The following is a 22352-nucleotide window of genomic DNA, read 5'->3' on the forward strand; positions in this document are numbered from 1 at the left end:
GCAAACCACCTGATTCAGATTCTATTCGCTGTCTTAAATTCTTAACAAAGTTCGATTAGTTTAAATAAATAATTGATAAAGACCACAGCGATAATTGAACTATGAACGAGATATCAACCTTTGAAAAACTGACCCAACTTATTGATTCTTATAGCCATGAGCATGGTGCCAGACCACAAAAAATTTTAATCGGTTATAAAGCCTATTATCATCTTATGGGCAACTCGAACTTTGCCACAGAAGTGACAGATTCAGCATTAAATCCAAATAAAAGAAGGTATAAAAAGATAAAGATTAAGGTCACTAAAGATGATTATCAACTTGAGCTAGAATGATGTTCTAGCCAAAAAATACAGATCATTAAGTCTGCAATTTATACGTTTAAATCAGAATTTCATTTTCGTTATAATATTTTTCCAGTTCAGCAATCAGCTGTTCTTTGCCATCCATGCCATATAATTCAAAATTAATCTTTTCCAGATAATTGACAATAAAAATTAAGCGACTATTTTCATCATTCTGCCGCTTCTTTTCTTGCAGAAACTGTTTATACGCGACAAAGAGTTGATAACTTTGACGCGTATTTCGTCTTCTATTTAAGCTTGTTGTGTTGTCTTGCTCAACCATACTTTACATTTTACCCCTTATGAAATAAAAACCCACCGAAGTGGGTTCAGAAGCCATCAGAATGTTGTGTCAGAAAACATCAAAATTATTATTTTTATGCTCTAACCAACTGTTTCTTGTTCTTATAGAATTAGAATAATCTGATGTTATGACAGTTCAATGACCAATAGAATTTGATTAAAATTCTCTATCCATCAGGTAACGCTGAGCGATATGCACAGCCTGATTTGGTTTAGGCTGACATTGCGTCCAGATCCCGTCTGCTTGAAGCTCCCAGGCACGGCGGTTGTCCTTGAGATAATTATTCAAGCCATCTTCGATAATCAATTTCTTGAGTTTCTTGTCTTCAATCGGGAAGCAGGTTTCGATGCGGGAAAACAGATTACGTCCCATCCAGTCCGCACTGGCGCAATACAGCTTAGCATCACCATCATTATAGAAATAGTAAACACGAGTATGTTCTAAATAGCGCCCCACGATCGATCGAACACGGATATTCTCCGAAAGCCCTTTCACTTGCGGTCTTAGACAGCAGATGGAACGAATGATCAGATCAACCTGCACTCCCGCCTGTGATGCTTTATAAAGTGCATGAATCAATTGTGCTTCAGTCAATGCATTGACCTTAATCATGATATGCGCTTTTTTACCCGCTTTGCTGTTTTCGATTTCTTGCTGAATCAGATCAATCAGTTGTGCATGTAAGGTAAAAGGTGCATGGAAAAGCTTCTTTAACTTGGCCATTTTCCCCATGCCCGTCAATTCCTGAAAGACCTTATGGACATCTTCGCAAATGTCATCGTCACCCGTGAGTAGCCCATAATCTGTATAAATTTTTGCATTGGTTGCGTGATAATTTCCCGTACCCAAATGTACATAACGTTTAATCTTGTCTTGCTCGCGACGCACCACCAGAATCATTTTTGCATGTGTTTTATAACCAACGATGCCATAAACAACAACCGCACCTGCCTCTTGCAATACATTCGCCACTTCAATATTTGATTCTTCGTCAAATCGCGCTCTTAGCTCAATGACAGCGGTGACTTCTTTACCATTTCTTGCAGCTTCGGCAAGGATTTTCACAATCTCGGAATCCGCTCCACTTCGGTAAAGCGTTTGCTTAATCGCCAGAACATTTGGATCATAGGCAGCATCCCGCAAAAGCTTGATCACAGGAGCAAAACTGTCAAATGGATGGTGTAACAGTACATCGCCTGCCTTGAGCACATCAAAGATTGGCTTTTTGCTATAAAGTGCTTTAGGAATCTTTTGTAGATAAGGCTTAAAGCGTAATTCCGGTAAATCAAAATTTGAGATAAAACGCGCCAGATTGACAGGGCCATCAACAAAATATAAATGTTCTTTTTCGAGTTCAAATTGTTCCAGTAAATAATCAGCAATATGATCTGGACAGTTTTTATTGACTTCAAGTCGGACGGCACGCCCAAAACGTCTTGCAGACAGCTCACCTTTTAATGCCACCGCTAAATCTTCGACATCTTCTGATACTGTTAAATCAGCATTTCGGGTGACACGGAATTGATAACAACCTGTTGCCTTCATGCCGGGAAACAAGTCAGAGATATGTTCCTGAATAATCGCCGACAGTAAAATATAGTGTTCTGCGCTACCCGAAACATGATGAGGTAATTTTACCAGTCGAGGTAAAGATCTTGGTGCGGGTACAATCGCTAAATCAATTTCACGGCCAAATGCATCCTTGCCTTCCAAGGTAACAATAAAGTTCAGACTTTTATTGGCTAATCGTGGAAATGGATGAGCCGGGTCCAGACTGATCGGTGTGACTACAGGCTGTACTTCACTGTAGAAATAATCTTTGATCCAAGCCTTATGCTTTTCCAGAATATCGGTATGTTGTATGTAATGTACGCCATGACCTTGTAACTGGGGCAAAATCGTATAATTCAGTATCTTATATTGTTCTTCTACCGCCTCATGAACCACTTTAGAAATTTGCTGCAACACCTCTGCAAGCGGCATTCCATCTGGCCCTGTGACCTGAGTCGACATATTGATTTGTTGTAGCAGACTGGCAACGCGGATTTCAAAAAATTCGTCTAAATTGCGAGAGAAAATAATTAAAAAATTAAGTCGTTCCAGTAGCGGATGTTCAACATCTTTTGCCTGTGCAAGCACACGTTTATGAAACTCTAATAGCGACAACTCTCGATTTAGATATGTTTCTAAACTATGTTCTTGAGCATTTTTGAGTGCATGCAGTGAGGTCATTGATTACTCTTTTTTATATATAAATTACTTTGCGATAAAGCAACTGGAAACGGATTTTTCAATCTCCTATTTTCTTAAAAATATATTGCAGATTAATGACATAAATAAATTGCTTGCCCAAAAAACAAACCATTTGATCTCGTTCAAGTTAAAAAGATACGAGACCAAATGAAAGAGATGAATCAATAGCGGTTCAAAACAACACTACGATTAAAACATCTCCCTGTCTAAGGTCTAAAATTTATAACCCAGTTTAAGACCATATCCGATGGAGTGATTTTGACTAAACTCAGCCACGTAATAATCACTGCCAGCCTGTGCACCCAGTTGTGCTTTTGCATCACCCAGCCAGAAATATTTCACGCCACCTGAAATAAAAGTTTGAGCTATGGGACTATATTGTGCACCAATCCCAACATTATAGTAGCCTTTCACAGGCCCACCACTTGACACTTTCTCCCCAGCCCCTGAATCCCACCCAACCGACATCGAAGCAAACCATTTCTGAGAAAGTTTTTGTCCTAGCCCAAGATTTGCTGACCATTGATCATCATAATAACGAACTAAATTAAAACCATCTGGTCGACTTGGCGTAGACAAACTACCCACAATCTTGGAAATTTCGCCAAAACGATAAGGCTGAAAAGAAAAGTCACTCCAGTTCACCCAGCGTACATTACCAAATAACAATGTTCCTGGGCGCAAGCCAGTTTGGAACTCAAGATTAACGGAATCCGGTGTCTTGAACTTGGTGGTTCCAGAGCTATTTGCATTCGGCAGTTCAGCCACAATATGGTTGAGTGCTGCTTTATTCTGCTCGGTCATTTTCCCAATCGAAACCATATAACTTAAATGCTGGTCGACCAGATCACGTCCTTGCTGAGTACTTAACATATCAATCAACGGCGCATTTTCAGTTGCATTGACTTTATGTTCTATTTCAGAACGATAGGTTAATGAGGCTTTCAGGCCTTTTTCTGGAATCTGATACGCAAAACCAGCCAACCAGCCCCAGTCACCTACGGCTTTGCTGTGAAAATCATAGCCATTATAGAGGCTGAACACCGCACCTCTAAGTTCAACCTGACTCTTAAAATTTTCATAGGTCGGGCCGAGATAAAAATTCCAGTTTTTATTGGGCTGATAACCAAAAATGAAACTTAAATTCTGAATATCAAAGCTGGATTTGGTATTGCCTGTTGGCGCGTTATTGGAGGTCGTTTGGGCAATTCTCGTGGTCATCATCCCTGGCAATAAAACAATATCATTTGAGGTGGCGACAAAGCTGTTATTACCTGAATACTCCGTATCTGACCCAAAAGGTTCATCATAAATAAAACCAAAAGAAAACTTTGGCGCGAGTTGTAGTTTTAATGCGGCTGAGGGCCAGTAACTTGAATTTGCAATATCAGAGATCGATTGACGTGAAGCATTGATACCCGCTTCTTGCCCTTGTAGGGAGCTATCCGTGACTGATAAGCCTGCTTCAAAATAATTTCCTGGCTGCAAAAAGGCTGAAATGGATTGTCCATTTCGATCAAAAGCAGCGGCATTTACTTGTGTTGAAAAAACTATTAACAGTAAATAATTGATTTTATGATTCATTTTACATTTCCTTGTAGAATGAAAGGGAGCTTTTTTATTGCTCTACTCCCTTTGATTTTCTTAAAATATTAATTAATAGTCTGGTCGAGTCAAAATTGGAAAATTAGGCGTCGGTTTTTTAAATAGCGCAAAGAATTGTCCAACTTTCATCGGATTGCCCTTTATCTCGCTGTCTTTAGATTGCAGCAGTTTGGCAGGATTGGTTTCACCACTGATCAGTCTCAAATACGAAAGCTTGGTGAGGCTTAATGTCGGACAGTCGGCTGGTAAACGATTACGCTCTATTTTTTCAAACAGCATGACTGAATTCTCGATCCGCAATGCAAAGCTTTCATTGCGATCAGTTAAGACCAGATTCAGGCACTGATTTTCATTTTTTAAATTTTCGACATCCAGATTGGTAGCCATAGCCTCCAAAAATCTTTCGGTTGGCGTATGAATCAGTAAACCTAAACGACTCGAGGTATTTTTAACTATCGGCTGGCCTTGCAATTCTTGCGCCCCCATTAAATAGAAATTACGCCAGGTTGACGCTTCCGCAGTGTATCCAAGTTGACGGTATGTTTTAGCAAGCAGCTGTCTCGCCTGAGCATTGTCAGGGTTGTTAAAGACCAGATGTTTTAATACTTCTGCTGCCCATCGATACTCCGCTTGGTCATAAGCTTTCTGGGCATTTTTTAGTGCGTTAGCCTCTCCTCCAGCAAGCTCAATATATTTCTTTGCCGCATCTCTAGGGGGCAATGGATCAAGATTGGAAGGATTCGCATCAAACCAGCCCATATAGTATTGATATACCGCTTTGGCGTTGTGCTTTAAAGTACCGTAATAACCATGTACATATAATTTCTGATCCAGCTCTGGTGGCAGTTTAATTTTTTCAGCGATTTCCGCACCATTTAGCCCTGAGTTCATATAACGAACCGTCTGATCATGGATAAACTTATAAACATCTCTTTGTGTTTTAATAAAGTCCTGAATATTGGCATTGCCCCAAACTGGCCAGTGATGCTGGGCAACAAAGACTTCCGAATTTTTGGTTTGTTCTAGCGCCTGATTTAAATAACCCACCCACTTTAAGGTATCGCGGACTTTTGCCCCTCTCAAGGTATAAAGGTTATGCAACGTATGCGACAGAATCTCCGCGCCATTGTAGAGTTTCAGCGAAGGAATGGAGAATGTCAGTTCTGACGGTGCTTCTGAGCTGGGTACATTATAAAAAACGAAATCCAGACCATCGATCTTGAGCTTCTGTTCTGGCTGTGTAATCAATTTATTCGGTTCTAAAATTCCCATTTGTCCGACAGCGACCGCCTTCCCCAGACCATTATCGACTAGACCATCGATACGTTTAGGCAAATATGTTCCATACATATAGCTGGCACGGCGCGTCATCGCAGGACCCGCCATTATATTTTCACTGGTGGCCTCTTCCATAAAGCCTTCTGGTGCAACAATCGGTATCTTTCTTTGCTTCAACTCTTCAGCTGAAATCACGCCTAGCGCACCACCGAAGTGATCCACATGACTATGGGTAAAAATAATTGCCGAAATTTTTTGATCGCCCAAATATTGTCGAGCAAACTTGATCGCAGCATCAGCCGTTTCTTTTGCTGTTAAAGTATCAACAATAATCCAGCCTGTTTTCCCTTGAATAATGGTCATATTGGCTAGATCAAAACCGCGAATCTGCCAAACACCATCTGTCACCTTAAACAAGCCCGCATTATTATTTAACTTGGCTTGGCGCCATAGACTCGGATTTACCGTATCAGGGGCAGCACCGCTAATAAAATTAAAGGCATCGAAGTCCCAGATCACATCGCCTTGTTCATTTTTGATCTGACCGCTCGGCTTGGCAACAAGCCCTCTTTCTGCATTTTTAAACTCTTGTTCATCCTGTAAATTATATTTATTTTGATAGAGCGCATGAGATTCAATCACTGCCTTTTCTACATTGACATCCGCTGCGCCAACATAAAACGGTAAAACACATAATAATGACGCTGTAACGACTTTAATCTTCATATTACTTCCTTATAACTTCTTTTATCCCGTTCACTGTTATATTTCAATGTGTCTTAGGATGCTCAAAACCGTAGGTAAAACCAGATATATACTTAAAACTTATGTTTAAATAACAATGTATTAACCGCTTCTATTCTCCTTTTTATGATGCCAGAAAGATCTAAATCCTTTTATAAATTCTCCATATAACGTTGTCTCTTTTTGACCAAAGTAGATTGATCAATTCCTAAAGCTTGGGCTGCTTTTTGCGTGGTTTTAAACTCTGTCAGTGCTTTGGCAATAATGCCGTATTCAAATGCCTCAACCTGTCTTTTTAGATTTCTCTCTGTCGGTTGTGAGGCAGATACATCAATGAAAGATTGAGGTTCATCAAAAATATTGGCTGGAATATCGGAAGGCTGAATCTGATCAGACAAACTCATGACCACGGTCTGTTCGATAAAGTTAGTCAATTCCCGAATATTTCCAGGCCATGAATACTGCTTCATCATCTGGATGACCGTTTTGGAATAGGTTCTATTGAGCTGATATTTATGATTAAAAAACTTGAGATAATGATTGGTTAAAGGTTCGATTTCACTAATACGATCTTTTAAATCATCTAAATGTAACTTAGCCACACACAGTCGATAATAGAGGTCATTTCGGAATGTTCCCTTCTTCATTAGTTCCTGTAAATTATGATGTGTCGCGGAAATAATCCTTACATCGGTATAAATATAATCACTGCCGCCTACAGGAATAAACCGATTATCTTCAATCACTTTTAATATTTTTGCCTGCAAGGCCAGTGGCAAATCCCCCACTTCATCAAGAAATAAAGTGCCGCCATTCACCGCTTCAAATAAGCCTTTTTTGCCTTTCTGCAATGCGCCTGTGAATGCACCAGGCACATAGCCAAACAGTTCGGATTCTAATAAACCGTCAGGCATGGTGGCACAATTGATTTCCAGAAAAGGCTTATCTTTCCTTTTGCTACGATTATGGATATGGCGTGCCAACATGGTCTTGCCCGTGCCAGTGCTGCCTTGAATCAGCACTTTAATATCAGATGCTGCAAGCCGATCTGCCAGTTGATAGATCTGGTTGGTTGAATCACTCAAGTGTTCAAACAAATCTGCAAAGGGCTTGGAATGAGAGTACTTTTCCTGAGTATTTTTAATATCTTCCAGCTCACGCTGAGCATTTTGAGCCCGTAATAACGCCGTAATATCACGTACAGAAGTAATCACTGCAATCAAGCTATTGGTGGTTTCATGAAAAACAGGATGACCTGTAACCAGTAATTCTTTGCCATTTTTTAGTGACTGCAAGATCGTGGTTTTTTTACAGCTTTTAATGACTTCCAGTGAAACAGAGCGCGAGAGTACACCTGCATTGACCAGCTCCTGAATGGAATGATCAATCAGATCATTGCGTTCCAGACCCGTCAGCATCAAATAGGCATCATTTGCAAATAAGATCTGTCCCATCCCATCTGTAATAAATACACCATCATCAATTGCGTCCATAATTGAAATGAACATTTTTTTTGAAATTCTCACGTCCCTTGAGTTTTCCTTATCAAAGAAATTTATCCAGTCCATTGTCTTATCTCTAAATACCGTTCTAAGTGATGATTTAGAACATTGCTAAGTTTTACAGCATCTCATCTGTATGCTTTCAAAAACATATTGGTATTTAATTATTTATCTTTCAACTAATAAATCTGATTAAGCAAGTATGATGCCAAAACATATTATCCATAATTATCAGTCAGATATAAAAACAAAGACTTTTAAGTTAATGAAAAAAAGCATTATTTATGATTTTTTTCATCATAAAAATACTGAACAAATACAGGAGGCTTATTTTGGAAAATGATTTTTATTGTTGATGTACTATGAATAGCAGTGAAGTTTATACATCATCGCTCCTACAGAAATACAATTTAGGCCAGAGCTAGATGCAATCAGGGCATCAGAAATAGAACGCGAGTGCATATGATGGGTTTTGAGGAAAAGTCCACGCCCTTTTTTGTTTGACTTGCATACGGGTAAAATATATACATAAATAATGATACAAGCTGTATCAGGATATAAAAATACAAGAATCAAGAATAGGATGAATAACAATGTCTCATCAAATTAATCTGCCAAGGATTATGGAAATTGGCAAAAATGCACGAAGCAAGCTTCCCCTGATTCTGAATAGTTTAGGTGCAAAAAAACCACTGATCATTACCGATAAAATGATGGTTTCACTGGGATACATCGCACAGATTCAAGAAATATTAAAAGCCGAACTTATCGACAGTGATTACTTTGATGAAACCATTCCCGAACCTACCTCTGGCTCGATTGAAGCAGGTGTTGATCATGTCAAAAACCATGATTACGATGCCATTATCGCGATTGGTGGCGGCAGCCCGATAGATAGTGCGAAAGCGATCAGCATTTTAAGCAAGCACGGTGGTGTCATCGCGGATTATAAATTTCCCCGACAAGTCAATGAAATAGGCCTTCCAATTATTGCCATCCCGACCACAGCTGGGACAGGATCTGAATGTACACGTTTCACCATCATCACCAATGACCTGACCAGCGAAAAGATGCTCTGTGCGGGTTTAGGCTTTTTACCTGTTGCAGCAATTATAGATTATGAACTGACCATGTCACTGCCTGCCCGAACCACAGCAGATACAAGCATTGATGCACTTACCCATGCAATAGAAGCTTATGTGAGTAAAAAAGCGAGTCCATATAGTGATGCGCAGGCAATCGCGGCAATGAGATTGATCGGACCAAATTTGCAAACAGCGTATCACCAACCCAGCAATGAATCTGCTCGTGAAAAAATGATGCTTGGATCAACTTTGGCTGGCATTGCCTTTTCCAATGCCTCCGTTGCGTTGGTGCATGGCATGAGCCGACCGATTGGTGCCTTTTTCCACGTGCCTCATGGTTTATCGAATGCAATGCTGTTACCTACAATCACTGCTTTTTCAATTCAAGCCGCCCCTGAACGCTATGCAGAATGTGCCAAAGCAATCGGATGTGCAAATCATGATGATTCGAATGACGTCGCCAATCAGAAGCTCATTGATACGCTGATCGAGATTAATCGAGATTTGGCAGTACCCAGCTTAGCTGAGTTTGGTGTCAGTCAAAGTGATTTTGATCAGGTCGTACATACGATGGCTGAACAAGCATTGGCTTCAGGTTCACCATTAAATAATCCAGTCGTACCAACGATTGAACAGATCATCACGCTTTACCAACAACTTTGGCAAGAGCAAAAACCAGCACTTATTGACGAGAATAAACTTACTGAGGAAAGCTACACATAAAACTGATCTAAAAAGCTGCCCGTGATCGTATATCTGTCAATCAAATATAAAATAAGCGATGAATACTTGATCTAGGAATCTCGAGTTCAATCGAATTTTTTTAGCGGGCGATTCATTTTACCGAAAGAATATCTTTTTAGATTTACAGCAGTTGAAATAGCAATTAAAAAAGGATATTGAATAAAATACTTATTCAATATCCCTAGCTTTTTATTAAACAATGGCTTAGGCAGAGAAAGCCTGTACATTATTTAATGCAACAATACGGCTTAATTTAGCTGGTAAAACGTCCGTATTCATCACGTTTTTGATTACCGCGACCGCGGCTACCACGATCATCATAATCATCGTCATCATCACGGCGGCTATGACCGCGACCACCTGAACGGTTGCTACCGCGATCATCTTCATCGTCGTCATCGCGACGGCTACGACCGCGGCCACCTGAACGGTTGCTACCGCGATCATCTTCATCGTCATCATCACGACGGCTACGCCCACGACCACCTGAGCGGTTGCTACCACGATCATCTTCATCGTCGTCATCGCGACGGCTGCGACCGCGACCACTAGAACGGTTGCTACCACGATCATCTTCATCGTCGTCATCGCGACGGCTGCGACCGCGGCCACCTGAACGGTTGCTACCATGATCATCTTCATCGTCGTCGTCGCGACGGCTGCGACCGCGGCCACCTGAACGGTTGCTACCATGATCATCTTCATCGTCGTCATCGCGACGGCTACGACCGCGGCCACCTGAACGGTTGCTACCGCGATCATCTTCATCGTCATCATCACGGCGACTACGACCACGTCCACCTGAACGGTTGCCACCGCGATCATCTTCATCGTCATCATCACGGCGGCTACGACCGCGACCACCTGAGCGGTTACCACCGCGATCATCTTCATCGTCGTCATCGCGACGACTGCGGCCGCGGCCACCTGAGCGGTTACCACCGCGATCATCTTCATCGTCATCATCGCGACGGCTGCGACCGCGTCCACCTGAACGGTTGCTGCCGCGATCATCATAATCATCGTCGTCATCGCGACGGCTGCGGCCTCGACCACCTGAGCGGTTACCACCGCGATCATCATAATCATCGTCGTCATCACGACGGCTGCGACCACGACCACCTGAATGGTTGCCACCGCGATCATCATAATCATCGTCATCACGACGACTGCGACCGCGTCCACCCGAACGGTTGCCACCACGATCATCTTCATCGTCATCATCACGACGGCTACGACTACGACCACCTGAATGGTTGCCACCGCGATCATCATAATCATTGTCATCATCACGACGGCTGCGACCGCGACCACCTGAACGGTTGCTACCGCGGTCATCATAATCATCGTCGTCATCGCGGCTGCTAGAACGACGACCATTTTTATGACTTAAAGAACCGGCTTCACGCGCTTCTTCTGAAGTAAATTCATGTGCATTTCCCCGTGAATGAGCCATACGTCCAGCCTCACGGGCTTCTTCGGTGGTAAATTCATGCGCATTTCCACTTGCATGGGCTGCGCGTCCGCCCTTACTCGCTATTTCCCGTAAGCGATCTGGATCCATGCTGGCGAATCCACGGTTTGAGGTACCTGAATTATTATCTTGATCATCTTGTCTAGAATCTTGATTAGCCATGATTATCTCTTCCTCTATTAAAATTATAGATGCACCGTTATATAGCGGCTATATTCACCATAAGAGATAAAATGCTTTTGCTCTAACCCTGCTATGTTTCAATACTTTTAAATGTTGCCAATTTATTTTTTATAAAACTGATATCATCATGTTATATGAGCAACTTTTAAGTATTATATTTTAAACTTCCTATATATTTTTTACGCTTTAAATAACACAGAGAAGAAAGCATTAATAAAGACAACAAATAAACATTCTTTTACAACCCCAATCAAAATCATTAAAGTGGATATAAAAAAATACAAAGCACACATTTAAAGAAACAATAGAATTTTAGACATTAAAAGATGCGATTGAATAAATTTTCAGGAGATTTAAAATGAATGAAAAAATGGAAGTCAGTTCAGATTTGGAACTACAACCTAGCTTTATGACATTACTTAGCCCTGAAATTTTGCTGGCTCATTTAGATACAGATAACCACGACTGGCTGGCATATGATTCGGACTGGTTTTACAAAGTAGAAAAAAAAGACATTACATTACCATTTCAGCGCATTCTACACATTACTAACAATATGAAAAATATTGAAATTTATAGCGATAAGTACGAACATCCTAAGGCGCTAGAATCTCAACGATCATCGATCAATAACGAACAATTACAGGAAGCCGAGAAAATAATTAGACTAATCCTCAATCTAGAACAATCCACAGCCATTGAAAATTGGACCCAAGATACTGAAAATAGAACACTTGTCGAAGATATTATAGCCAGTCACCATATTAAGATTTTATTTCTCGTCTAGCAGTCATTTGAGAATGGATAAAATTTATATTTTTTTACTAGCGTCTACGGAATAAATACAATTCCAACTAATCAAAACATTGTCCTTACCGAAAATAACATCTTTTTTAAAGATGATAAAAAATAATCGAATCAAAGGACTTTAGAGATGAGCAACAATCCGAATCAATATCCAACTTCTGCGCCTGCCCAAGAACAACCCCATCAACCAGGCAAGCAACAAGTGATGCATCCAGAACCTGAAATCATCAAGTCGACGCATCAAGGCAGCAATAAACTCAAAGATAAAGTTGCACTGATTAGTGGTGGTGACAGCGGTATAGGCCGTTCTATTGCCGTATTATTTGCCCGTGAAGGTGCAGATATCGCAATTATTTATCTGGAAGAACAAGAAGATGCTGAAAAAACTAAACAACTGGTTGAGCAAGAAGGACGACAATGTTTACTATTTAAAGAAGATATAACTGATCCTGACGTCTCAGAAAAGTGTGTTGAGGAGACTGTAAAGGCTTTTGGGAAAATTAATATCTTGGTTAATAATGCTGGCGTTCAGTTTCAGCAAAAAGATTTAATCAATATTAGTAATGAACAATTAGAGAGAACTTTTAAGACCAATATTTTCTCGATGTTTTATTTAACTAAAGTGGTACTGCCTCATTTAAAAGAAGGAGACAGTATTATTAATACCACCAGTATTACCAGTTATCACGGGCACGATGAGTTAATAGACTATGCCAGTACCAAAGGCGCGATTACAACATTTACCCGCAGTTTATCGACTAATCTCATGAAGCAGAAAAAAGGCATCCGTGTGAATGGTGTTGCCCCTGGCCCGATCTGGACCCCGCTCATTCCAAGTAGTTTTGATGCAGAAACGGTAGAGAAATTTGGTCAGGATACACCCATGGGACGAATGGGCCAACCAAGTGAAGTAGCGCCTGCATACTTATTCTTGGCTTCCGATGATGCCAGTTATATTACAGGACAGGTTATCCACGTGAACGGCGGTGAAATTATCAATGGCTAAGCCAGTATAAAACCTCCTATGGGAGGTTTTTTAATAACAATAAGAGGCTAAAAAATGAATCAGCATTTTACTATGGAATGTATACAGCAAAGGGCTTTGCACTATTTACTCCATTTTTTAGAAGAACAGCATTATCGTTTTACTGTCATTACACCGCTTAGTCATGAACGGATTTTGAAGCGCAAGAAACACTTATCCAATACAGCGAGGAGCTTAAAGGATATTTTTGGCTGGAATCTACCCTTTTATCCTGAAGCTCTGGATCAACAACTTTTTCTGATCTTAAAAAATGCCGACCTGATCCATCTTGAAGATCAGCAATGGTTGAGTACAGTTCGAGTGGCATCTCTGGATGAAAAGTTATTTATCCATTCAGCTTTTCCAACACTTGAAACCGATGCGGTGTTCTTTGGGCCTGATACTTATCGTTTTTATTATCATCTTAAACAATACTTACTCCACCAGACACATGTTATACAGCGTAGTGTGGAACTTTGTTGTGGTGCTTCGCCTGTCGCCATTACGATTGCTAAGTTAATTCCTGAGGCTACTGAAATTTTTACTGCGGATATTAATCCTAAAGCACTGTTTTACAGTCAGGTGAATAAAGATTTTACGGGGTTGAGTAATATTTTCCCCACACAGAGTAATCTTTTTTCCGATCTGGAGGGGCATTTTGACCTGATCTTTGCAAATCCTCCTTACCTGATGGATCTGCATGAACGTCAATATCGGCACGGTGGTCATGTGCTGGATGGCACTGATTTATCCTTTAATATTCTCACCGAAGGAATCAAAAGACTGACGCCTCAAGGCACGTTATTTTTATATACTGGCATAGCGATCAGTCAGGACGGCAATAAGTTTTTAGAAGCAGTCGATAGCTGGATACAAGATTATCCAGACTTTAACTACAGTTATGAAGAAATTGACCCTGATGTGTTTGGGGAAGAACTTGAACAACAAGCCTATCAACATATTGAAAGAATTGCTGTGGTTTTGATCAAGCTCTCTGCTGCCTGATTTTTTTAAAGATATAAAAAAAGCTCCATGACGGAGCTTTTTAGCATTAGGCAGGTATGGCTTCTGCCACGCCTTCCCTCGCCCAAACACGATGATGACGGAGCAACTGTTTCAGCTTCTCGGCCACATGACGGAAATCATCTTGCAATAGCGTGCCTTCATCTGGCACTAAATCAAGTTGATCCAGTAATTCAGCCTTATCACCCAAGAATACAATTGGTTTTAAATGCTTATAGGCTTCCAGTAAATAATGCTTGGTCACACCATCCGCCAAAACAGCATCTAAATTATCGCCATCTGCAATCACCACAGCATCATAGATAATAGAAGGTTCCGCTTTCTGCATGCCATCCGAGGTAATCACTTCATCGCGTGACCCTTTTACTGGTGCCAGCATTGGCGTTAATAAATGTACAATGGCATTTTCCTGAATCGACCAGTTAATGATCGTGCGTAATGTCTCCGCATTGACTTTGTCATGAATCAGTACGGCGATTTTACGGCCCTGAATATCCTCAGGAATAAACGCCTGCATAGAAAGTTTTTCAGATTTTTCAATGCTGGCCTGCTTAAAGTTTTCTTTTAAGTCCGGCACCTCGATTCCAAGATTTTGTCCAACTTGTTTCGCGAGATCGGTATCAATATTGGCCAGCACTTCCTGAACTTCACGCTCACGGATATGCGGTCGCTGTACCTTGCTTAATTCAAAAGTATAGGCATCGACCACATGTTTTTGCTCATGCGGTGCCAAGCTTTGATAATACAAACGCGCTTGTGAAAAATGATCCGAGAAAGATTCACTACGCTGACGAATTTTATGTCCGTCAATGCGCTCCTGATAACTTTCAAAGCCACCATTTTGCGCAGCAGCAGGAATCTCAATTGGCCAGTTATTATCAATCGAATTCGGCTGATATGAGGCCTGACCTTTATGGATTTGATGTTGATGAATGCCATCACGCTGATTATTATGGAATGGACATACAGGCTTATTGATGGGAATCTGATGGAAATTCGGGCCACCCAAACGACTTAATTGAGTATCGGTATAAGAAAATAAGCGAGCCTGCAATAGCGGGTCATTAGTAAAATCAAGCCCTGGTACGATATGCCCTGGGCAGAATGCAATTTGCTCAGTCTCTGCAAAGAAATTATCCACATTACGATTCAACACAAACTTGCCAATTGGCGTAATCGGAACCAGTTCTTCAGGAATAATTTTGGTCGGATCGAGCAGATCAAAATCAAAGCTCATTTCATCTTCTTCTTCAACAATCTGCACACCCAGTTCCCACTCAGGATACAGACCCTGCTCAATGGCTTCATACAGGTCTCGACGATGAAAATCAGGATCTTTACCTGCCAGCTTCTGTGCTTCATCCCAAACCAGTGCACTTAAACCCTGTTTCGGTGTCCAGTGAAATTTCACAAAACGAGCTTTTTCATGCGCATCTACAAAACGGAAAGTATGCACACCAAAGCCTTGAATCGAGCGTAAATTACGTGGAATCGCACGATCAGACATTGCCCACATCACCGCATGCGCGGACTCAGGCACCAGTGAAACAAAATCCCAGAAAGTATCATGCGCAGTCGCCCCAGTCGGAATTTCTCTATGGGGTTCAGGTTTTACCGCATGTACGAAATCTGGAAATTTAATCCCATCCTGAACAAAAAATACGGGAGCATTATTGCCGACCAGATCAAAATTGCCTTCTTGGGTATAGAACTTAATGGCAAAACCACGAATATCACGTACTGTATCCGCCGAACCACGTGGCCCCTGAACTGTCGAAAAACGCACAAAAATAGGCGTTTGTATGCTTGGATCAGTCAGAAAACCCGCTTTGGTAAAACGTTCATTGCCTTCATAAGCCTGAAAATAACCATGTGCACCGACACCACGCGCATGCACAATCCGTTCTGGAATACGTTCATGGTCAAAGTGCGTAATTTTCTCACGCAAAATAAAATCTTCGAGTAAAGTTGAGCCTCGTACTCCTGCTTTTAAGCTGTTCTGGTTATCTGCAATTTTCACCCCTTGATTGGTCGTTAATGCTTCGTCGGTGGCATCACTTCTCACCTGATCAAGCTGTCTGGTCTTTTCAGTCTGATTACTTTTGTCTGGTGTATTCCCAGCTAAAGCACTTTTAGTATTGTTATCTTTAAGATCGTCATTCATTGGGCTACCCTGTTTTATTGTTGGCTAAATAAAATGATTAAATGGTGTTGTGGTTTTCCTGACTTAACGCGGTGAGGCAGTTAAATAAGGAAATAACAATTCGGCATACTTCTGAGTACTCCATAGACCTATGCTTTTGTGATGAGATTCGGGGGCCAGAAAAGGCGTCAATTTACAAAGCTTGAGTGCAAAATTGTCTGTCTGACTAACTCTGGTTTGTAAGTGTTCCAGTTCGCCATCCGAGATGTAACTGAATAGATAATCATGCAATGGTTGTTCTTTACTTAGGCTATTTTTATAAGGCAAGACATGGGTTGAGTATTGATCGCCAGCAATCCAGTCATGAATAATCTGTCTTTCTGCGGGTGTAAACACACCATACATTTTCCCATCTTCATGGCTAATCATGCGCCAGAATGGGCTCTCCTCAGGATCACAATTAAATCTAATCCAACGCTTTTCGACCAGTTGATTGATAAAACTCCCAATCTGTTGTGGATTGGCTAGCCACTGATTAATGGATTTGCATCCAACAAATTGTTTTTCGTTATGAACCAGTTGCCCAATTAAGGCTTTGCGTTTTAAGATTTTATGAACAAAATTTTCAAGATTCAGATCTTTAATAATTTGTAGTGAAGACATTCCTTGCTGATTTAAGGCATAACCCCGTTTTACCTTCGCCATAAAAGCGTCTTTATCTTTGTATTTTTTATAAATATTTTCAAAAGCCTTTAAAGACTTATGCGCGTGACCATTGTCCAGATTATCAATGGTAATATGCAAATTGAAATATTTGGCTTCGATTCCCAGCTCTTTAAGTTCATAGTTGGTAATTAAAAGATGTAAAGGAAGCTGCTCATAGCCGAGATTAAAACCAATGATTTCAGGAATAAACTCTGGTGGTGCATAAGCTAAAGCCAGTTGGACTGCTGAGTGATGGTAATACTCGTCGTCTAGGAAAAGTTCAAAATCATCCAGCCCCAATACACGCAATAAGTCATCATAGATACAGACATGGTTGGACTTCGCCTGCCCCAGACCAAGCTCTTCTAAATAGATTAAAATGAGGTCATGAAAAACAGGATCATTCCAATAATTTACGAGGCTATATAACCAAGAACCGTCTACTTTTTTTACAGGGGCAACTTTTAGTAAAAATTCAAATGCCTGCCCGATGTTTTTAAAATATTCTCGCTGGCTCCCTGCTTGGCGCTGGCTTAAATACTCTTGATAGCTGAGACATACTTTACGATTTTCATTGTTATACCAATTACGGATTTCCTCAATCTCATTGGGCAAAGAAGTCTTATTCGGCTTCATCGTATCAAATTCTTGTGTTAAGAAATTAACTGCTTTTTTCTCTTTTTCAAAGTTAGATATATCCCCATCAAGGAAGAAAGAAACTAACTCGTAATAATTTTTATGATCGTCCTGCAACAAATCAAGTAATCTTTTTTTTACGACAACAGACATTTCCATTCTCCGAATCGAAAATATAAATTTACCTTACGTTGCTCATCCTTTATTCCTACCAACATTTTGTTAAAACAAGTTAAGATTGAAACAAATAAAAATCAAAAACCTTTTATATCAACAAAATAGGAAAATCACTTTTTTACATTTCAATATTTTGAATTATTTAATCAGAAAATAGATTAAAAAATAATTAATAATTTAAGTAATAAATTTGGTGAGAAAACCTATGTTTAAAAAATCATGCGAATTACTGGATCAAAAGAAGCTTTCTATTTTCTTTCTTGAAAGTGCTTCCGCAGGTTATTTATCCTATCAATTTTCTTTGAGTCCATTTTCTGGAGACATTCTTATAGGAAGTTTGGTTTGTTATGACTTAAAAGTAAAAGAAAAGGTGCTAAAAATTTCTCCAAAACTCATTAAGAAATATAGTGCTGAATCCATTCAGGTCACAGAAGAGATGATTAAAAAGGGAAAGAAAATCTTTAAATCAGATATTTATATTTCCTGTACAGGATTGCTTAAGAAAGGAGGCTCTGAAAGCAAACAGAAACCTGTCGGAACATTCTTTTATTGTATAGATTATAAAAATAAAACCTATATATTCAAAAAGATATATAAAGGAAGACCCGAAGCAAAGCTAAAAAATCTACTCAAGGATATATGCCGTAATATTGTTAAGATTATCAATAAAAAAGATATCCCAAACAAATGACCTTATTCTTTGTTGCAGTTTGTTACTTTAGTATAAACTTATATTAAGACTGTTCTATTTAAAAACAAACACAAATACTTAACTTGTTAAAAAATCATTATTTCCATAAAAAAACTGCATTACATTTAAATATAGTGAAACAGGCTCACCCTATGATTAAAATAAAAATATGTTTTAATTAAATCATCTGATTTACTCAGATATTATCAAAAACCAAATGAGGTGTACGATCATGAGTAATACAAATAACCAAAGCAATCAAGAACGCAATAATCAGCAGCAGCAACAACAAAATCAGCAAAACCAGCAGAACCAAAACAATGACAACCGTCAGCAGCAACAGCAGCAAAACGACAACCGTCAACAACAAGGTTCGAATCAAAAAAATTCTAACCAACAAGGATCAAACCAAAATAATCAACAGAAATAAAATTTGATTATTTTGATATCCGTAAATATTTAGGAGAATAAATTAATATTCTCCTAAATTTTATATAAGTTAGAACTTGCTGGAGAACGATAATGACAAATCAGAATATTACTGATCAAAATAATCAAGCTTCACGTGTAAGTATTGATCCAAATGATCATTGGCGTGAAAGTTATGTAACTCGCCCTTATTATCAAGAAGCTTCACTGGATACACCAGATCTGGATTATGATCGGGATTTTTCCAAAGCATATGAGCTAGGTAGTCGCGCACGTTCTGAGCACGACCGCAACACTCACTTCGAAGATGTAGAAGGTAATCTCAAAGAATCTTGGGAAGAGCTAAAAGCTGAATCAAGATTAAAATGGGAACAGGCCAAGCAAGCCATCAAAGATGCGTGGGATAAAGTCTAACTTTCCCCTTCCTATACAAAAATGAGCTTATTTAAAACATAAGCTCATTTTTATTGCATAGAATATAATCACTTACAAACTATAAGAAAGAGTATATAAAAATGGATCTCATCGGTGTTTTCATTCACGATACGACTTGGGAATTGGTCGTAGAAATCATCATTCGTTGCTGTGTCATGTTTCTACTCATTCTGATTTTCTTGAAACTCTCAGGAAAACGCGGCATCAGGCAACTTTCGATATTTGAAGTCGCCATTATTCTTAGCTTAGGTAGTGCGGCTGGCGATCCGATGTTTATAGATGATGCGCCGATTGCCCAAGCTTTTGTGGTGATGTGTACCATTATTATTTTATACCGGCTTGTAACTTGGGCCATGATGAAAAGCAAAAAAGTTGAAACGCTTCTGGAAGGAAAGCCACTTTGTATTGTCGAAAATGGGTTGATGGTCATTCAGGATATGAGAAAAGAAAAATATTCACATGATGAGTTTTTTGCCGAAATGCGCCAGCAAAGTGTTGAGCATCTTGGACAGGTAAAAGTCGCGTTACTTGAAACCGATGGCTGCTTAAGTATTTTATTCTATGCCAATGACGAAACAAAATGGGGTCTGCCTCTATTTCCAAATCACTATAAAAAAACAGATTATTTAAACCCAACGCTTTTTTATTCGTGTATGTATTGTGGGAGGACTCAGCACTTAAAACATCTTGAGGAAGAATGCCCACGATGCAAAGGAAAAGATTGGGCAGAATCTTTAAATACATTGCATATCAACTAATGCTTTCTTATGCTTAACAATCACTTATAAACTTGGCGCCGAGTTTTTAAGTGCTGTAAAGCGGATCGTCTTAGCTGCTAAGGCGAAAAACTTTTCCCGTCCGTGGATGAGTAAAGGTTAGGTCATCATTGAGTTCGATCACTTTATCCGTGATCACAACTTTAAACAAAGGCGACCAGGAAAAATCATTGATATTCACATCCATTGTGGGCATCTTCTCATAAATTTGCTCCACAATAATCTTGTCTCCCGCCTCACTACTCGCATCAACTTCTTTTAACATATATTGTTTCGACATCTCAAAAACTCCTGTTTCAAAATAATCGTGGCAAAATACGAGTGATTATTTTATTTCATTAAATCGGTTCTTTATGCTTAAAGTATGAAACAATCTCTTCACCACTATTTTTAGACTTATCGACTATATTTCCCAATTCATCGTAATAATAGCTTGGTATCACCACTTTATTTTTTAATTTTGCTTCTGTTTTTTTTGTAGAAACAATCAACTTTTCCACAAAGCCAGATAGCCACAATATGTATTCACCTTTATTTTTACTTTTAGGTAAAATACTCACATCCAGATTAATAGATAATGCTTTTGACTTCATTAATAAATCTTCAAAATTAATGTAATTGTAAAGCATTTTGAAATTTGATTTTTTGACTACAGACCTTAACTCAATCATTAAATTATTAAGGTCTTCTACATGATCATCTGTGAACCCATGTTTAGATTGAACTTGCTCATAAATTTGTTCTGCTATTTTTAAATATTGATGCATGACATTATTCCTTTATATTCTATTTAGGAATTTTGCAGTATTTACAGTAATCAATTGTTAATAATGTTGTGCTTTATGAAATAGCTCTTAAATTTCATATACATAAACACCACACAATAAGTGATTAGAACTACACTAATAAAAATTAGCGTGATTAACATCACAATAAAATGTATTGTTTATACTTCAACTTATTCTAATTCGCTATAAACACTAAAAATGACTAAAGTAAGGTCAGGCTACTTTAGTCATTTTCCCGTCATGCTTCTTTAATTAAGATGCTGGGGATTGACCTGAGTTGGAAGTCACATTGCCCGTATGAACCTCTGATGAGCCATGCTCTTCCATCATCGCTGGCGCTGATGTATGTTGCGTATCATCATGAATTTCATTATTTGGACTTACAGGCGCTGCTTCCATCGAATGAGGTGTCGTTGTTTCACCTCGTGTCATCGGATCATCAGCAGTCCGGTTCTTTTCACAGCCTGCAAACGTAAAAACACAACATATTGCTAGACTTTTCACCAATAAATTCTTCATTTTCATTACCTCTCGCTTGGTTTTATGAGTCACTAAGATTGTTCTCAACGATCTACTCTATTCATCCATCATCCACATACATTTCTTTTTCCGTTCATGCGCCAATCTGCATTTTCGACGCTCAGATAAAGACTTATGATGTCTAGCTGAGTCTCGTTCCCACTCATCTAGATCCATCATACGATCTGGAATATATTGAGAACTGGAATGGAAATTAGAACCGATCAATTGATTATCTTTAGCACTCATATTTTATTTCCTTATATTTATACTCAATTTTATATTTACCTAAATTTAGGCTTTATATAAAAAGAAGCTTGATCACAAGCTCCTTTTTTTAGATTATTTTAAGAACTTACTCAGCACTTTCTTGCCTTTTACGCTATCGTCCATGCTCAGATCATCATCTTTTTTCTCATCAGATAGTTTAGTTTTATCTTTATGAGATTTATAATAACAACCTAAAGCAACACCTGTTCCTAAAGTCAGAATTGTTTTTAACATGTGGCACCTCTTAATGTATTTAAGCAACCTCTATACTGAACATCTTTTATGTAAATTTCCCTGTTAGTTTTTTTACTTTTCTTAAGAAATGAAATCTTATGTAATCATATAAAATAGAAATATTTAGTCAAAAACACTTTAAATCATTAAAAATAATAAATTTATCTACACATTAAATT

At 39.1% G+C, this 22352-nt stretch carries 22 protein-coding genes; 9 read left to right on the forward strand and 13 right to left on the reverse strand.

The features are described from left to right. Positions 1–101: 101 nt before the first annotated feature. Complete coding sequence (locus AWW72_RS19565) at positions 102–335, forward strand: hypothetical protein (RefSeq protein ID WP_005257255.1); 234 nt, start codon at positions 102–104, stop codon at positions 333–335. Positions 336–381: 46 nt separating this feature from the next. Here AWW72_RS19565 and AWW72_RS15360 read toward each other — a convergent pair whose 3' ends face one another. The 5 genes from AWW72_RS15360 to AWW72_RS15380 form a co-directional block, all read right to left on the reverse strand. Further along, the gene (locus tag AWW72_RS15360) at positions 382–627 is read right to left on the reverse strand and encodes a hypothetical protein (RefSeq protein ID WP_062847910.1); all 246 of its coding nucleotides are present in this window, start codon (positions 625–627) and stop codon (positions 382–384) included. Between the two features lie 177 nt (positions 628–804). Then, positions 805–2880: a polyphosphate kinase 1 gene (gene ppk1, locus AWW72_RS15365; RefSeq protein ID WP_062847911.1), complete on the reverse strand. Its 2076-nt coding sequence runs from the start codon at positions 2878–2880 to the stop codon at positions 805–807. Positions 2881–3114: 234 nt separating this feature from the next. After that, positions 3115–4485 carry an OmpP1/FadL family transporter gene (locus AWW72_RS15370; protein ID WP_062847912.1) on the reverse strand — a complete coding sequence of 457 codons (1371 nt, stop codon included), beginning with the start codon at positions 4483–4485 and terminating at the stop codon, positions 3115–3117. 72 nt (positions 4486–4557) lie between these two features. Then, a complete protein-coding gene (locus AWW72_RS15375; protein ID WP_062847913.1) occupies positions 4558–6510 on the reverse strand; it encodes an alkyl/aryl-sulfatase in 1953 nt (650 codons plus the stop codon). Between the two features lie 170 nt (positions 6511–6680). Further along, a complete protein-coding gene (locus AWW72_RS15380; RefSeq protein WP_249409179.1) occupies positions 6681–8021 on the reverse strand; it encodes a sigma 54-interacting transcriptional regulator in 1341 nt (446 codons plus the stop codon). Positions 8022–8623: 602 nt separating this feature from the next. Here AWW72_RS15380 and AWW72_RS15385 point away from each other — a divergent pair. Beyond that, positions 8624–9838: an iron-containing alcohol dehydrogenase gene (locus tag AWW72_RS15385; protein WP_062847915.1), complete on the forward strand. Its 1215-nt coding sequence runs from the start codon at positions 8624–8626 to the stop codon at positions 9836–9838. A 274-nt stretch (positions 9839–10112) separates the two neighbouring features. On the opposite strand, the gene AWW72_RS15390 is transcribed toward AWW72_RS15385, so the two are convergent. Next, complete coding sequence (locus tag AWW72_RS15390; protein ID WP_062847916.1) at positions 10113–11495, reverse strand: KGG domain-containing protein; 1383 nt, start codon at positions 11493–11495, stop codon at positions 10113–10115. A 379-nt stretch (positions 11496–11874) separates the two neighbouring features. Between AWW72_RS15390 and AWW72_RS15395 the strand changes: the two genes are divergently transcribed. The 3 genes from AWW72_RS15395 (at position 11875) to AWW72_RS15405 (ending at position 14352) form a co-directional block, all read left to right on the forward strand. Continuing rightward, positions 11875–12303, forward strand: a complete 429-nt coding sequence (locus AWW72_RS15395) for a hypothetical protein (protein ID WP_062847917.1) — start codon at positions 11875–11877, stop codon at positions 12301–12303. Between the two features lie 147 nt (positions 12304–12450). After that, a complete protein-coding gene (locus AWW72_RS15400) occupies positions 12451–13329 on the forward strand; it encodes an SDR family oxidoreductase (protein WP_062847918.1) in 879 nt (292 codons plus the stop codon). A 54-nt stretch (positions 13330–13383) separates the two neighbouring features. Continuing rightward, positions 13384–14352, forward strand: coding sequence for a N5-glutamine methyltransferase family protein (locus AWW72_RS15405; RefSeq protein ID WP_062847919.1), 969 nt, complete (start codon positions 13384–13386; stop codon positions 14350–14352). 46 nt (positions 14353–14398) lie between these two features. Here AWW72_RS15405 and katE read toward each other — a convergent pair whose 3' ends face one another. Further along, the gene (gene katE, locus AWW72_RS15410; protein ID WP_062847920.1) at positions 14399–16534 is read right to left on the reverse strand and encodes a catalase HPII; all 2136 of its coding nucleotides are present in this window, start codon (positions 16532–16534) and stop codon (positions 14399–14401) included. 63 nt (positions 16535–16597) lie between these two features. Further along, a complete protein-coding gene (locus tag AWW72_RS15415; RefSeq protein WP_062847926.1) occupies positions 16598–18007 on the reverse strand; it encodes an iron-containing redox enzyme family protein in 1410 nt (469 codons plus the stop codon). Positions 18008–18236: 229 nt separating this feature from the next. On the opposite strand from AWW72_RS15415, the gene AWW72_RS15420 reads away from it, so the two are divergent. From AWW72_RS15420 to AWW72_RS15435, 4 genes are all read left to right on the forward strand, one after another. Then, positions 18237–18722, forward strand: coding sequence for a CinA family protein (locus AWW72_RS15420; protein WP_062847921.1), 486 nt, complete (start codon positions 18237–18239; stop codon positions 18720–18722). Positions 18723–18954: 232 nt separating this feature from the next. Further along, positions 18955–19152 carry a hypothetical protein gene (locus AWW72_RS15425; protein WP_047427002.1) on the forward strand — a complete coding sequence of 66 codons (198 nt, stop codon included), beginning with the start codon at positions 18955–18957 and terminating at the stop codon, positions 19150–19152. A gap of 107 nt (positions 19153–19259) precedes the next feature. Next, a complete protein-coding gene (locus AWW72_RS15430) occupies positions 19260–19565 on the forward strand; it encodes a hypothetical protein (protein WP_264822108.1) in 306 nt (101 codons plus the stop codon). Between the two features lie 101 nt (positions 19566–19666). Beyond that, positions 19667–20344 carry a DUF421 domain-containing protein gene (locus tag AWW72_RS15435; RefSeq protein WP_062847922.1) on the forward strand — a complete coding sequence of 226 codons (678 nt, stop codon included), beginning with the start codon at positions 19667–19669 and terminating at the stop codon, positions 20342–20344. A 70-nt stretch (positions 20345–20414) separates the two neighbouring features. Here AWW72_RS15435 and AWW72_RS15440 read toward each other — a convergent pair whose 3' ends face one another. From AWW72_RS15440 to AWW72_RS19485, 5 genes are all read right to left on the reverse strand, one after another. Continuing rightward, positions 20415–20642, reverse strand: a complete 228-nt coding sequence (locus AWW72_RS15440) for a hypothetical protein (protein ID WP_004771901.1) — start codon at positions 20640–20642, stop codon at positions 20415–20417. Between the two features lie 58 nt (positions 20643–20700). After that, positions 20701–21129: a hypothetical protein gene (locus AWW72_RS15445; protein WP_062847923.1), complete on the reverse strand. Its 429-nt coding sequence runs from the start codon at positions 21127–21129 to the stop codon at positions 20701–20703. 273 nt (positions 21130–21402) lie between these two features. Next, a complete protein-coding gene (locus tag AWW72_RS15450; RefSeq protein ID WP_047426987.1) occupies positions 21403–21669 on the reverse strand; it encodes a hypothetical protein in 267 nt (88 codons plus the stop codon). A gap of 57 nt (positions 21670–21726) precedes the next feature. Further along, on the reverse strand, positions 21727–21918 hold the full coding sequence (locus AWW72_RS15455) for a hypothetical protein (RefSeq protein WP_047426986.1): 192 nt from the start codon (positions 21916–21918) through the stop codon (positions 21727–21729). A gap of 93 nt (positions 21919–22011) precedes the next feature. Then, on the reverse strand, positions 22012–22173 hold the full coding sequence (locus tag AWW72_RS19485) for a hypothetical protein (RefSeq protein ID WP_004771897.1): 162 nt from the start codon (positions 22171–22173) through the stop codon (positions 22012–22014). Between the last annotated feature and the right edge of the window lie 179 nt (positions 22174–22352).

This window comes from Acinetobacter sp. NRRL B-65365 (genome assembly GCF_001605865.1).
Classification (GTDB): domain Bacteria; phylum Pseudomonadota; class Gammaproteobacteria; order Pseudomonadales; family Moraxellaceae; genus Acinetobacter; species Acinetobacter vivianii.